Source organism: Cupriavidus laharis (genome assembly GCF_914271435.1).
GTDB lineage: Bacteria > Pseudomonadota > Gammaproteobacteria > Burkholderiales > Burkholderiaceae > Cupriavidus > Cupriavidus laharis.
On record NZ_CAJZAI010000002.1, the window covers coordinates 477,919 to 490,793 of the forward strand.

Genomic DNA, 12,875 nt, shown 5'->3' on the forward strand with positions numbered 1-12,875 from the left:
CATGCCTCGCCCGGCACCGCACGACCTGCTCTGGCTGGCCGATCCGCGGCGCAGCCTGGGCGGCGTGGCGCTGCCGGACTGGGTATCGCTGGCAGCGTTGGCCACCACGCCTGTCGTCGTGCGGCGAGATGCGTGTCGCCCCGATGCCATTCCGGTCGGGCTGCGCGGGCGATCGCGTGCCGAGCGCTTCGGCACGTGGATCGATCCCGCCGATGTGGCACGCGTGGTCACGCCCGCGGATATCGCGGCCTCGCGCGCGTGGCGGCGTCCTGAACTGCTGACGCTCGCGGCCATCCGCACGCTCGATGCCGCCGCCGATGCGCTCGACGCGCGGCATATCCGCTGGGGCGTGGGCGGCAGCGCCGGCTTCACGCTCGCCTGCGGCGTCAATGTTCTCCATGCACAGAGCGACCTGGACCTGCTGGTCTACGCGGACAATCCGCTGCCGCAAGCCGATGCCGACCTGCTGGCCGCGCTGCAGGACGCCGGACCCGCACGGATCGACATCCAGGTTGATACACCTCAGGGCGGCTTCTCATTCCTCGAATGGCGGCGCAACCGCGGCAAGGTGCTACTGAAGACAGCGCTTGGGCCGAGGATGTGCGCCGCCCCTTGGCAGCCCGCGCCATGAGCGTACTGCTGACCTTTCCTGGCCAGGGCTCGCTGCGGGCCGGGATGCTCGCGGACCTTCCCGATCATCCGGCCGTCACGGCCGTGCTCGCGGAAGCGGCTGATGTGCTGCAACTGCCCTCCGCCGAGATGGATACGCCATCGCGCCTGCGCTCGACGGTCTGGGTGCAGCTCTGCCTGCTGACCGCGGGTGTGGCCATGGCACGCTGCCTGGCGGAGGAAGGCGGCACGCCCGACGCCGTCGCCGGGCTTTCGATCGGGGCTTATGCGGCCGCGGTCAGTGCGGGCGTGCTGTCCTTCGCCGACGCGTTGCGCGTTGTCAGACTGCGTGGCGAACTCATGGAGCGGGCCTATCCGAACGGCTACGGCATGACGGCAATTCTGGGGCTGGACCGCACACGCCTCGAGCCGCTGGTGGCGCAGGTCCACACGCTGCAAAGCCCGGTCTACCTCGCGAACTTCAACGCGCCCACGCAGATCGTGATCGCTGGCAGCATCCCGGCCATGGAAGCGGTATCGGCACTGGCGCTGGCAGCGGGAGCACAGGCGGCGAAACCTGTCGCCATCCATGTGCCTTCTCACTGCGCCCTGCTGGATGCCGCCGCCGCCGAACTGGCGAAAGCCATGGCGGCCATCCCGCTGTCGCCACCGCGCGTGCGCTACTTCAGCGCAAGCCTCGCGCGCGAACTGCGCGACCCGCGGCGGATCACGGACGACCTGGCCCGCAACATGGCCATCCCGGTGCGCTGGCACGAGACCATGCTACTGGCCTACGCCACCGGCATGCGCGTGGTGGTCGAAGCGCCACCGGGCGATGTACTGACGCGGCTGGCGCAGCCGGTATTTTCCGATGGCATCGTCATTGCCGCGGACAGGACGCGGGTGGATACGCTGGCCGCAATCATGCGGCGCGGGCGGCAGATAACGTGAATCCGCCTCGCTCAGGCGTGCCAGTCCTGCAGCGGATGGCAGTTCATGTACCGCGGCGCCTCGCCGATGCCGAGGCGGGCACGCGCGGCGCCAAGGGGCTCGTGCAGCAGGGCCTCGTAATCCTCTCCCAGCAGCCAGTTCGCCGCGCGGCCAAGGCGGTAGCCCTCCAGCACCGCGCGCGCGAAAGCCAGGCTGCGGCTCACGCGCAGGCTCTTCAGCGACGCCGCCACCGCGATGAATGCCCAGCCCAGGCCGCCGGTCTGCGCATAGCTGAAGGCCACCAGCGCCGCCTCGCCCAGGCTCTCGTCCGCGCGGTAGCCCGTCAGCACATGCCAGATGTCGTGGATATCGCGCGTACGGCGGCCAAACCACATGTAGGCGTCTTCGACCAGCGGCTCGCGGCCGAGGTTGGAGACATCGGCCAGCCCATCGGCGCTGTAGCCGGTGTTCCGCAGGAAATCCCGATACGCCGCGCCCACCGTACCGGGCGCAAAACTCGTCACGTAGGCCGGGTCGGAGAGCCGCTCGGCCAGCTCGGTGCGCTGGTAGACCAGCCGCCGGCCTTCAGGCGTGCCCAGCAGGCGCGCGAAGTTCTTTGGCATGGACGGCCCGTTCAGCGCGCGCATGATCAGGAACACCTGCGTGGTGTCATGCCCGTCGGCAAGCAGCTTGCGAATGGCGCTGAAGGCGGTGGAGAAATCGCGCTTGTAGGGATCAGGGGCAATCACGGCAGCCATCGGCGTCTTCCTTTGGGCAGTGGTTCAGCGGCACGGCCGGCGGGCATGTCCCGGCCCGGCGTGAGGGTCGGACGGACCTGCGCCACACATTCTCATGTAGCATGCAGCGTCGCATCCACAAAGGGAAAATGCATGTCCGCAACCCGCATCCTCCTGCTCGCGGCCGTGGCGGTGCCATGGCTGGCCGCCTGTGCCAGCGGCGCCAACGTGGAGTACCTCCAGGCGCAGGAGCCGAAGCAGATCCACTCCGACGCGAGCGTCGGCGACCTGACGCTTTGCCTGAAAAGCCGGCTCAGGGAAGAAGCCAACGTCGTCGCCTACCCCGAGCCCGGCAAGGTCGATGTGCGCATCGGCTCCGCCACGCGCGCCGACACGGGCTACTTCTACATAGTCAGCCTGCGCCAGGCGCGGCAGGGAACGGATGTCGAAATCCGCAGTTCCGGTGAGTGGCGCCCCACGATGAGCCCGAGCCGTGTCGCCGGCTGGGTGCAGGACTGCAAACCGGGCACGGCCCACTGAAGCCGCGCGCCTGGCCCCGGTGCGGCGCGGCGCGTTCATGCGGTCACCGCCTCGGCTTCGCGCAGCCGCGCCGCGGCCGCGCGCACAAAAGCCACGCAGGTGTCGGCGGCCATGATCGGCAGCATGTGCCCGCCAGGCACCAGCGCCAGCGTCGCGCCCGGCACCTTGGCCACCATTGCCTCGCCATTGGCTGCGGGGTCCAGGATGCGGTCTTCACGGCCGAAAAGAATGCTGACAGGCAGGCGCAGTTCCCCGTAGCGCGCCACCAGCGGCGCCAGGCTGGGCGCGCCGGCAACCAGGTCCTCCGAAGCCGCCACGAAATGGCTGGGCCGCAAGGCCAGCATGCCGCCGCCGCGCACGGCGAAGTCCGCGGGCACAGGATCGGGACCGAACACGATCTCCAGCACCTCGTCGCGCTCGACCACGTGCAGGCGTGCGCCCGGCACATCGACAAAACGGCCGGTAGGCGGCAGCGCCGCCTCGATGCGCCGCACCTTGCGCACCGTGTAGACAAAGAGGCCGGCGAACAGCGCCGCCACGGCCAGCACCACGTAGAGCAGGATCGTCATGGCTGCACCTCGCCGCCGGACAGGCTTGCCGGCGCTTCACACTTTGTCGGCGCGGCGCGCGGCATGCCGAACTGCAGCACGCCATCGGCAATGCGGCCGTGGCGGATGGTGAGCATGTCCAGGATGTAGTTCTGGTACACGCGCCACGGCCTGCGGTTGCCCTGCCGGGGCAGCACGCCGGCGGCGCGCTGCACATAGCCGGACGTGAAGTCGAGAAACGGCACCGGCTGCACGGACGGGTCGCGCCGCGGCATGGCCACGCGGTGCCCGTGGCGGTCCATGTACCGCAGCAGCCGGCACACGTATTCGGCAGTCAGGTCCGCCTTCAGCGTCCATGAGGCATTGGTATAGCCGAAGGCCAGCACCAGGTTCGGCACGTCATTGAGCATCATGCCCTTGTACGCCATCAGCTCGGCCGGAACGCGGGCCTGGCCGTCGACGCTGACGGCGATGTCGCCGAGCATGTTGAGCCTGAGGCCGGTGGCCGTCACGATGATGTCCGCCGGCAGGGTCTGCCCCGAGGCCAGCACGATGCCGTCTTCGGTAAAGCGCTCGATGGTATCGGTGACGACCGACGCGCGGCCGTCGCGGATCTCGCGGAACAGGTCGCCGTCAGGCACCAGGCAGACGCGCTGATCCCAGGGCTTGTAGTGCGGCGTAAAGTGCTTGCCGACATCGAAACCGGGGCCGAGCTGCCCGGCGGCCATGCCGACCATGCGCTCGCTGACCCGCTCCGGCCGGCGGCGCGCGAGCTGGAAGAAGAACATGCCGAGCAGCACGTTCTTCCAGCGCGTCGCCGCATAGGCCATGTTCTCCGGCAACAGCCGCCGCAGCCTGGCGGCGATCGCGTCCTCGCCGGGGCGGGTCACGACGTAGCTTGGCGAGCGCTGCAGCATGGTCACGTGCGCAGCGGTTGCGGCCATGGCCGGCACCATCGTGACGGCCGTGGCGCCGCTGCCGATCACCACCACGCGCTTGCCGGCGTAGTCGAGCGAGGCGTCCCAGAACTGCGGATGCACGATACGGCCGCGGAAGGTTTCCTCGCCGGGGAAGGCCGGCCGGTGGCCCTCCGCATAGCGGTAATAGCCTGCGCACACGTAGAGCAAGCGCGCGCGCCACTGCTGCCGGCTGCCGTCCTCGGCACGCTCCGCCGTGACCGTCCAGCACGCTTCATGGCTGTGCCACGCCGCGCTGACCACTTTGTGGCCGAAGCGGATGTGCCGGGTAATGCCGGCTTCGTCGGCGGTCTCGCGGATATAGGACAGGATCGACGGGCCGTCGGCGATGGCCTTCGCGCCCTTCCACGGCTTGAAGCGGTAGCCGAGCGTGTACATGTCCGAATCCGACCGGATGCCCGGATAGCGGAACAGGTCCCAAGTGCCCCCCATGGCCTGCCGTGCTTCCAGGATGGCGTAGCGCTTGCCGGGGCAGCGCTGCTGCAATTGCCGCGCGGCGCCGATGCCGGAAAGGCCGGCGCCCACGATCAGGACATCGAGCAGCGTGTCTTCGGGTGCAGCAACGGTCATGGCGGGTATCCCGGATGCAGTCACTTCTGACACCATAGGTTGTCAGATGCCATCTGACAATAGGGAATGTCATAATGGCCTCATGATGACCGAGCCGACCGAGCCGACCGAAACTTCCACCGCCCGCCGCTACCGCGGTGCAGCAGCCGACGAGCGGCGCACCCAGCGCCGTTGCCAGCTGATCGCCGCAGCCATCCAGGTCTACGGCGAGCGCGGCTACCAGAACTCCACCGTCAAGGCGGTATGCGAGGCGGCCGGGCTGACGGAACGCTACTTCTACGAATCCTTCGCCAACAGCGAAGCCCTGCTGGAGGCGTCATTCCGCGCCGTAACCGACCTGCTGCTGCAATCGATCGGGCATGCGGCGCAAGACGCCGGGCGCGGGCGCCAGCAGCGCGCGCTGGCCATGCTGCGCGCGTACTTCGGCGCACTGCAGTGCGAGCCGCGCTCCGCACGGGTATTCCTGTTGGAGATCCGCGGCGTCAGCAAGCGCGTGGACGAAGCGCTCGACGAGTCGCTGCGCGCGTTCGGCGGCTTGCTCGCACAAACGCTGCTGCCGCCCGGACAGACCGCGGCCCCGTTGCTGCTGGCGGGCGTCGCCGGCGGGGTCGTGCATATCGCGCTGCGCTGGATCCGCGATGGGTACGCGCCCGATGTCGACACCGTGGCCGCGACGGCCCTGGAGTTGGCGATGGTGCTGACGCGCAAGCCGGCCTGACCGCCTTGCTGGAGATCTTGCACGATCATTGACGGTGACTGCCAGCCAGGCTCCGCTCAGAACACCTGCCTGCTCCTGAGCATGGCGCCCACCTGCGTACCGTCCGGCGTGGTGCCGTCGGGAATATCGGGGCTATCGGGATGGTTGGCCCTCATTTCTCCTGAGCCGGCTTCGCTGGCGCCAGTACCAGCAGCGTCGATGTGCCGTGGGCCAGGATGCGGCCGTCGGCGGCAAGCACGCGCGCCTCGGCCGTGACGATCTGCCGGCCCTGGCTGACCACGCGCCCTTCCGCACGCACGCGGCCCGTGTCGGCCTTGATCGGCCTCGAGAAATTGCCCTTGGTCTCGACCGTGGTGTAGCCGGTGCCGGCAGGCAGCACGGAATTGGCCGCGCAGCCCGTGGCGCTGTCGATCAGCGTCAGCGCCCAGCCGCCGTGCACCGTTCCCATCGGGTTGAACAAGTGCGGGCCGGGGTCGCCTTCGAACACGGCAAACCCGTCGCCTACTTCCGCCAGCCAGAAGCCGAGTGCTTGCGAAATTGGCGGTTGCGGCAGCCTTCCGGCGATGATGGCCTCGAGGATGGCCTTACCGCTCATCTCCGCGGTTTCGGCCAGTGATGCAACTCCGTAGCGATAGCTTGTCATGTCTGGTATCCCGGTCAATGGCACGTAGCTTACATGTAGATGCAGCGGGAAGTATTTGCCTGTGGTGGTGACTGGGATGTCGTTCTTGGCGCGCGCGTTCGGGACTGCTGCCTTGGCTATCAGGATGATGCGCCGTCAGCGCATCAGAGAATCACCAAAAAGAACGCCCGCGCCAGGAGACTACTGGGAGGGCTGGGCGGGCGTTGCAAGCCGTACGATGCGGGGCCGCACGGCTTCGACATCGTAAACAATGACGGCCAAGGCAACTGCCAACAATTGTGTCTGAAGCCGTCAGCCGCGTGGCGCTGGCAAGTGCAGCGTGAACGTGGCGCCGGCCCCCGCATCGCTCACCACGCAAATGCTGCCGCCATGGCGTTCCACCACGGTCTTCGCCAGGAGCAACCCCAGCCCGCTGCCCGCAGGCGCATCCGGGTCATGCTCATGCAGCCGCGCGAACGGCTCGAACAGGCGCTGCTGCTGCGCGAGCGGAATGCCGGGGCCCCGATCCGTGACCGACACGGCATAGCCGCCCGGCTCCGCCTGCAATGCCACCGTCACCGCGCCGCCGCGCGGGCTGAACTTCACCGCATTGCTGACCAGGTTGCCAATGGCGCGCACCAGCAGTGCGGGCTCGGCGCGGATCACGGCGGGATCGTCGGGCAGGTCCACATTCAGCGGCACGCCGCGCGCGTTGGCCAGCGCCCACAACTCGTCGGTGGCGTCGAGCACCAGGCCCGCGAGGTCGACATCGCGCAGGGACAGCGGCTGCGTTTCCGCCCGCGCGACGCGAATGAAGTCGTCGGCCAGGGACATGGTGCGCCGCGCATGCGTGCCGATCCGCGCGAGCAGGTCGGCGGATGGTCCCTTGGCCGCGCCGCGGTGCAGATCGATCAGCGCGAGGATGGACGCCTGCGGCGAACGCATGTCATGCGACAGGAAGCGCAGCATCTGCTCGCGCTGGCGCTCGGCCAGGCGGATGGCCGTGATATCGATGAAGCTGACGATCAGCCCCGCGACGGCGCCCTGCTCGCCATGCAGCGGCGCGCCGTGCATCAGGTAGCGCCGCTCGTCGCGTGCGGCCAGCTCGATGCCGTCATCGGGCCCGGCTGCATCCGCGCTGCGCGCATGCAGCGCCTGCCAGTACTCCAGCGCCGGCTCGGGCGCGGCGAACAGTACGGCGATCACGGCACGGATATCGGCGCGGGCAGCGCTACCGATGTCGGCGGGCGTGTTCGGCGCGTCGCTCCCAGCAGTGGCGCCGAGCACGCCGGGCACCAGCGCCACGCAGCGCCGGTTCGCCAGCAGCACGCCGCCTTCGAGGTTGCAGATCACCATCGCCTCGGGCAGGCTCTCCAGCCCGTCGGCCAGGAAGCGGCGCAGGTCATGCAGCCGCGAGCTCATGCGATACACCGCGCGCATGCGGCTTTCAAGCGTGGCGCCAATGGCCGCGGGTACGGGCGGCAGGCCAGGCTCGCGCTCATGGCGCGCCAGTTCGTCCGCCAGGAAACGCAGCGCCGCCTCCTGGCGGCGCCAGCTCCACAGCGGGTAGAACATCAGGCAGCCAAGCAGCGCGGCAGCCGGCGCGAACCAGAGGCGCGCGCCGGCCAGCAGGAGCGGCGGGCCGGCCAGCAGCACCGCAATCACCAGCCCCGTCGCCAGCAGTGCCCCGCGCGGCGTCAGCACCAGCGCCGCCAGCGCCGCCGCCAGTACGGCCAGTACGGTGCCTGCCAGCTCGCAGGGCGGCGGTACCGCGACAATGGCGTCATTCTCCAGCAGCGTCTGCAGCGTATTGGCCAGGATTTCGACGCCGCTCATGCCGCGCCCGTCGCGCGCCACCGGCGTGGGCAGCACGTCGCCCATTCCGGTGGCGATGGCGCCGAACAACACGGCCTTGCCGCGGAACATCGCCGGATCGGCGCGTCCTTCCAGGACATCGCGTGCCGAAACCCGTGCAAACGTGCCCGGCGGGCCGGCGAACGGAATCCGCAGCCGGTAGCGGCGCTCCCAGCCGAAGGCATCGACCACGCCGGCCGCTTCATGGCGATAGCCTGCGACGGGCCGCGGCGCCCCGCCCCATGACGCCATCACCGCCGCCACATGGGGCAGCCCGGCCTGTTGTGCAGGTTGCGGCCCTTCGAGCAGGTACACCTGCCGTGCCACGCCGTCGGTGTCCACGGTCAGGTTGATGTGCCCCACCCCCGCGTCCAGCCCGGCCAGCGGATAGCGCACCACCATGCCGCTCGCGGAGGGCTCGGCCAGCACGGGCAGTACCACATTGCCCGCGGCTGCCAGACTGCGCGCGAGCACGGCATCGTCCTGCGGATAGCGCGTGTCGCGCTCGGTCAGGATCACGTCCACGCCGATCACGCGCGGCCGGCCGGCGGCAATGCGGTCCACCAGTTCCGCCAGGACGGTGCGGCGCCAGGGCCAGCGGCCGATGGCCGTGATGCTGGCGTCGTCGATGGCGACGATAACGATGTCGTCGCGCGCGGCGTGGTGCTGCGCGCCGATGGAAAGGTCGTAGATGGCCAGGTCGGCACGCTCGGCCCAGCCGTAGCGCGCCACCACCGCCACCAGCGCCAGCACGGCGGCCAGCAGCAAGGCCCACTCGGCCAGCGTGCGCCGCCCGAAGGCAGCCTCGGGCGCGCGCCGCCAGGGCTTACCTGATGCGGACGCCGGTGCCATGGTTGCCCTCGTCGCGGGCACCGTCGCCCAGGCGGATCGCGCCGCCCTGTCCGTCGCGCAGGTACGCCACGATGGTGATGCGCTGCGGCGCGGAGAAGGCAGCCGCAGGCTCATGGCCGTCCGCCGCGGCGCGTGCTACGCGCACATAGTATGTACCGGCCGGCGGCCGCGGCAGCGCCACCTCGTTGTCGGCACTGCGCTGGTCCGCCACCATGCGGGTGAACCCGGCATCCTCGGCCAGCTGCACGCGATAGCCGGCCGTGGCCCTGGCGTCCGCGGGCCAGCCGATGCGCAGGCTGTCGCCGTCATCCTGCAGTGTCGGCACGGGCGGCGCCGGCTCGAGCGTGAACGGCACCGCTGCCGACCAGGGTCCGGGCCGTCCGCCCGCGTCCAGCGAGCGCACGCGCCAGAACCATGCCCCCGGCGCAAGCTTCTGCACGGCCTGCTCGGATCTGGCCTGCAGCGTGGCGGCCGTCGCGGCAAAGCCGGCATCGGCGGACACGGCAAGTTCATACGAAGCCGCTGCACCCACTGCCGCCCATTCGAACGTGGCCGACTCGCCATAGCGCACCGTCCCGGCGGCCGGCTGTAGCGTAAACGGCGCCGGCGGATTGAGCCGCACCGCAAACGGTCCCGATGCCGGCTTGCCGGCCAGGCGCTGCGCGTCCACGGCGCTCACGGCCAGGTACAGCGAACCTTCAGGGAGGCCATCGAGGCCGATATGCGTGTCGGCCGTGTCGCCGGTCCAGACCAGCTCGGTATGCGCGACGTCGCGCGCGACCGAGACGCGATAACCCACGGCCCCCTGCACCGGCTGCCAGGCCGCGTCCACCGCCGGGCCCAGTACCGTGTCCGGCAGCGGCTGCAACTGCGGTGCCGGCAAGAGTGCGACCGGCCGCGACAAGCCTGCGCCCGCCGGTACGCCGATACCGTAGCCAGCCGGCACCGCAGTCGCGGATGCGGCGCCGGCACGCGCAAGGCTGACGCCGACCTGGCCTTCCAGCACCTCGCTGCGGCTGCCGGCGGCATCGGCGGCCACGCGGTAGCGCGTGCCCCGCACACCGGTCACCATCATCGGCGTATGCAGTTCGAAGCGGCCCACGCCGCCGCCCTCGGGCGCCACGCGCGTATCGGCCTGGCCGCGTTCGATGCGGATCACGGTATCGGTCAGGCCGGACTTTCGGAACGTGCGCAGCCGCCGCACTGCCACGGTGGTGCCCGGCGGCAGCGTCACGCGCGTGCGGTCGGGCAGTTCCAGCGTGACGGTGCTGCCGGCGGCGGTGACAATGCGCGCTGCCTCGCGCAGTGCCATGCCTGCATGCAGCGGCTCGCCGTCGGCCTGCGCCGGCCCGTTGACGAACACCACGCGCGCCGCGCCGGGCTGCTCCGGAATCTGGCCAAGCGGGATGCGCAGGCGCGTGCCCGGCGCCAGCCGGTACGGATCCGCCACGCCGTTGCGCGCCTGGAGCAGGCGCCAGCCATCGGCGCTGGCCATGTAGCGCCCGGCCAGACTGGACAGGTTGTCGCCAGGCTCGACCACGTAGATGAAGTCGGCGCCTTCGGCGCCGGCCGGCCCCGCCTGCGCCGGTCCGGTTGCCGCCAGCCACACGGCCAGGGCCATGCCGGTCACCGCTGCGGCCCTACGCATGTCCGTCATCCCCCGTGCCGGTTTCCTCGAAACGGTAGCCATGCGAATAGACGGAGGTCAGCCGCACGCCGTTCTCGGGGCGCAGCGCCAGCTTGACGCGCAGGCGCGACATGTGCGTATCGATCGTGCGCGAGCCGGTGCCGATGGTGCGGCCCCACACGGCCTGCTCCACCACGTCGCGCGGCAGCAGGCGGCCCATGTTGCGGAACAGGAATAGCGCGAGCTCGTACTCGCGCGGCGACACCGCGACGGGCTCGCCGTCCAGCGTGATGGCGCGCGTGCGCGGATCCAGGCAGTAGCTGCCGCGGCGGATGACGTCGGTTTCCAGCGTGGCCTCGGGGTAGGCGCGCCGCTGCAGCGAGCGCACGCGCGCCAGCAGTTCGCCGGCCCGGATCGGCTTGAGCATGTAATCGTCGCCCCCCACGTTCAGGCCGGCAACAATGTCCTCTTCGGCGGTACGGCTGGTCAGAAACAGGATGGGGGGCATGGGGCCGGACGTCTGGCGCACCCAGCTCACCAGTTCAACGCCACTCGTGTCCGGCAGTTGCCAGTCCACCAACAGCAGGTCGAAGGCCTGCTCGCGCAACGCGCGCAGCAAGGCCGCGCCCGTGGCATAGGACTCGCATTCGAATCCGGCCTCGTCCAATATTTTCCGGATCAGTTCGGCCTGGTCCGGATCGTCCTCCACCGAGGCAATCCTCATCCTCACACCCTTCTGCCTGCTGCGACTGCAAATTGCCACGATGGCGACCGCTCGGCCAGCATTGATCGTTTCGTTGTATCAGCCCTGTCGGGCACGGCCATTCACCATCGCACGCGGCAAGCCTGGCCGAAGCCCGCCGCACCCTGCATGTTAACCATGTTAACCAATGACGCCAGGCTCCGTCGAAGCCGTCGCCTCACTGCAGCATGTAGGTTTCGTACTCCAGCCGGTCGAGCTTGCGGTCCAGCAGGTACAGCGCCAGCGCCACCACCAGCAGCAGCGATACGGCAAAGCCGTACCCATACCAGGCCGGGCCCAGACGCAAGGTCAGCGCGGTCAGGGAGCAGTTGAGCACGACGAACGTCCCCGTCAGCAGCAGCACCTCGCGGCGCCGGTCCAGGTAGAAGTAGATATTGAGCACGCCCAGCAGCACCACCTGCAGGCTGGCGCCGATCACGTCGACATACAGCAGCGGCATGTACAGCTCCGAGATGCCCAGCAGCTTCAGCACCCATGTGCCCACCACGAACAGCAGCAACGCGCTGATCGCCTGCACCTTGACGATCTCGTACAGGCCAAGCCGGATGGTCTGGACCATGGTATTGCGCATGTCCTCGATATGCTCGAGCGAACTGCCGCCGCGCACCGCGTTGTAGAACGCGTCGTAATACTCGACAAAGTCGGTCTCGATGCGCACCAGGAACACCGCCATGCCGGGAATGATGGCCAGGTAGGCCAGGAACACCGGGATGTCGTAGATGATCGACGCATGCAGCGGACCAACCACCGGCTGCCCCGTGGATGGCGCGTACCAGAACATGAACTTGTCCAGCCAGATGCCCAGGTTGTAGAGCAGGCCGATGGCCACCAGGCTCGGATACGCATGCCGCCGCTGGAACACCTCGAAGGAAATGAAGCGCTGGCTGCTGTAGTTGCGGTAGATCAGCGTGATCATGCCGGTCAGCAGGCACAACTGGCCTGCGACAAAACCCGACAGCAGTCCTTCCAACCCATGGCGGCGCAGCGCCAGCGCGGCACCAACCGAGATCGCGTAGCCCAGCAGGAACGTCCAGACGATCGCCTTGTACTGCTTCATCCCCGACAGGAAGATGACGGCGATCCAGATATTGCTCATCACCACGAAGCCGGCCATCATCAGCAGACGGTACAGCACCGACTGCTGCGGGAACGCGAACACCGCGCACGCCAGGCCGATGCCGCCGGAAAGCGCCGTGACCAGCAACGCAATGGCGTGGTAGTTGCTGAGTACAAGGTGGTCGCGCTTCTCGAACAGCCGGTCGGACGTGAAGCGCGTGAACGAGAGCTGCAACGGCCCGGTCAGTATCAGGCTGACCGCTATCAGGTAGGTCACCGACACCTGGAACTGCGTGATCAGCGAGCCGGGCACGACGAACGGCAGGCTCAGCACGCCGATCAGCAAGATGCCGACAATCGACAGCACCCACGGGCCGGAACTGATGATGCCCGCGTAGGCATAGGCACCCAGCATGCCCGACAGGTTGTCCCGCCGCAGCATCTTGCGCAGCTCGAATCCAATGCCTGCCAT

Annotated in this window: 12 protein-coding genes; 4 read left to right on the forward strand and 8 right to left on the reverse strand. The window is 69.1% G+C overall.

Annotated elements, in window-relative coordinates:
- Nucleotide 1: 1 nt before the first annotated feature.
- Nucleotides 2-631, forward strand: a complete 630-nt coding sequence (locus LDO29_RS05995; RefSeq protein ID WP_224078862.1) for a malonate decarboxylase holo-ACP synthase — start codon at nt 2-4, stop codon at nt 629-631.
- The gene (gene mdcH / locus LDO29_RS06000; RefSeq protein WP_224078863.1) at nt 628-1,560 is read left to right on the forward strand and encodes a malonate decarboxylase subunit epsilon; all 933 of its coding nucleotides are present in this window, start codon (nt 628-630) and stop codon (nt 1,558-1,560) included. Before LDO29_RS05995 ends, mdcH begins: the two co-directional genes overlap by 4 nt.
- Before the next feature lie 11 nt (nt 1,561-1,571).
- Here mdcH and LDO29_RS06005 read toward each other — a convergent pair whose 3' ends face one another.
- Nucleotides 1,572-2,297, reverse strand: coding sequence for a ubiquinone biosynthesis protein COQ4 (locus tag LDO29_RS06005; protein ID WP_224078864.1), 726 nt, complete (start codon nt 2,295-2,297; stop codon nt 1,572-1,574).
- Nucleotides 2,298-2,429: 132 nt separating this feature from the next.
- Here LDO29_RS06005 and LDO29_RS06010 point away from each other — a divergent pair, with 132 nt between their 5' ends.
- Nucleotides 2,430-2,816 carry a hypothetical protein gene (locus tag LDO29_RS06010; protein WP_224078865.1) on the forward strand — a complete coding sequence of 129 codons (387 nt, stop codon included), beginning with the start codon at nt 2,430-2,432 and terminating at the stop codon, nt 2,814-2,816.
- A gap of 35 nt (nt 2,817-2,851) precedes the next feature.
- On the opposite strand, the gene LDO29_RS06015 is transcribed toward LDO29_RS06010, so the two are convergent.
- A complete protein-coding gene (locus LDO29_RS06015) occupies nt 2,852-3,385 on the reverse strand; it encodes an alpha/beta fold hydrolase (protein WP_224078866.1) in 534 nt (177 codons plus the stop codon).
- Nucleotides 3,382-4,911 (reverse strand): flavin-containing monooxygenase, encoded by a 1,530-nt coding sequence (locus LDO29_RS06020; protein WP_224078867.1) that lies wholly within the window; start codon nt 4,909-4,911, stop codon nt 3,382-3,384. Before LDO29_RS06020 ends, LDO29_RS06015 begins: the two co-directional genes overlap by 4 nt.
- A gap of 82 nt (nt 4,912-4,993) precedes the next feature.
- On the opposite strand from LDO29_RS06020, the gene LDO29_RS06025 reads away from it, so the two are divergent.
- Nucleotides 4,994-5,629, forward strand: coding sequence for a TetR/AcrR family transcriptional regulator (locus tag LDO29_RS06025; protein WP_224078868.1), 636 nt, complete (start codon nt 4,994-4,996; stop codon nt 5,627-5,629).
- A gap of 151 nt (nt 5,630-5,780) precedes the next feature.
- On the opposite strand, the gene LDO29_RS06030 is transcribed toward LDO29_RS06025, so the two are convergent.
- The 5 genes from LDO29_RS06030 to pelG form a co-directional block, all read right to left on the reverse strand.
- Nucleotides 5,781-6,272, reverse strand: coding sequence for a PaaI family thioesterase (locus LDO29_RS06030; protein WP_224078869.1), 492 nt, complete (start codon nt 6,270-6,272; stop codon nt 5,781-5,783).
- Between the two features lie 291 nt (nt 6,273-6,563).
- Complete coding sequence (locus LDO29_RS06035; RefSeq protein ID WP_224078870.1) at nt 6,564-8,957, reverse strand: CHASE2 and HATPase_c domain-containing protein; 2,394 nt, start codon at nt 8,955-8,957, stop codon at nt 6,564-6,566.
- Nucleotides 8,932-10,605 carry a FecR domain-containing protein gene (locus LDO29_RS06040; RefSeq protein ID WP_224078871.1) on the reverse strand — a complete coding sequence of 558 codons (1,674 nt, stop codon included), beginning with the start codon at nt 10,603-10,605 and terminating at the stop codon, nt 8,932-8,934. Before LDO29_RS06040 ends, LDO29_RS06035 begins: the two co-directional genes overlap by 26 nt.
- On the reverse strand, nt 10,598-11,308 hold the full coding sequence (locus LDO29_RS06045) for a response regulator transcription factor (RefSeq protein ID WP_224078872.1): 711 nt from the start codon (nt 11,306-11,308) through the stop codon (nt 10,598-10,600). Before LDO29_RS06045 ends, LDO29_RS06040 begins: the two co-directional genes overlap by 8 nt.
- Nucleotides 11,309-11,504: 196 nt before the next feature.
- On the reverse strand, nt 11,505-12,875 hold the full coding sequence (gene pelG / locus LDO29_RS06050) for an exopolysaccharide Pel transporter PelG (RefSeq protein ID WP_224078873.1): 1,371 nt from the start codon (nt 12,873-12,875) through the stop codon (nt 11,505-11,507).

Coding starts and splice junctions, on each gene's coding strand:
- LDO29_RS05995 (WP_224078862.1), top strand. CDS start 2: ATGCCTCGCCCGGCACCGCACGACCTGCTCTGGCTGGCCGATCCGCGG.
- mdcH (WP_224078863.1), top strand. CDS start 628: ATGAGCGTACTGCTGACCTTTCCTGGCCAGGGCTCGCTGCGGGCCGGG.
- LDO29_RS06005 (WP_224078864.1), bottom strand. CDS start 2,297: ATGGCTGCCGTGATTGCCCCTGATCCCTACAAGCGCGATTTCTCCACC.
- LDO29_RS06010 (WP_224078865.1), top strand. CDS start 2,430: ATGTCCGCAACCCGCATCCTCCTGCTCGCGGCCGTGGCGGTGCCATGG.
- LDO29_RS06015 (WP_224078866.1), bottom strand. CDS start 3,385: ATGACGATCCTGCTCTACGTGGTGCTGGCCGTGGCGGCGCTGTTCGCC.
- LDO29_RS06020 (WP_224078867.1), bottom strand. CDS start 4,911: ATGACCGTTGCTGCACCCGAAGACACGCTGCTCGATGTCCTGATCGTG.
- LDO29_RS06025 (WP_224078868.1), top strand. CDS start 4,994: ATGATGACCGAGCCGACCGAGCCGACCGAAACTTCCACCGCCCGCCGC.
- LDO29_RS06030 (WP_224078869.1), bottom strand. CDS start 6,272: ATGACAAGCTATCGCTACGGAGTTGCATCACTGGCCGAAACCGCGGAG.
- LDO29_RS06035 (WP_224078870.1), bottom strand. CDS start 8,957: ATGGCACCGGCGTCCGCATCAGGTAAGCCCTGGCGGCGCGCGCCCGAG.
- LDO29_RS06040 (WP_224078871.1), bottom strand. CDS start 10,605: ATGCGTAGGGCCGCAGCGGTGACCGGCATGGCCCTGGCCGTGTGGCTG.
- LDO29_RS06045 (WP_224078872.1), bottom strand. CDS start 11,308: ATGAGGATTGCCTCGGTGGAGGACGATCCGGACCAGGCCGAACTGATC.
- pelG (WP_224078873.1), bottom strand. CDS start 12,875: ATGGCAGGCATTGGATTCGAGCTGCGCAAGATGCTGCGGCGGGACAAC.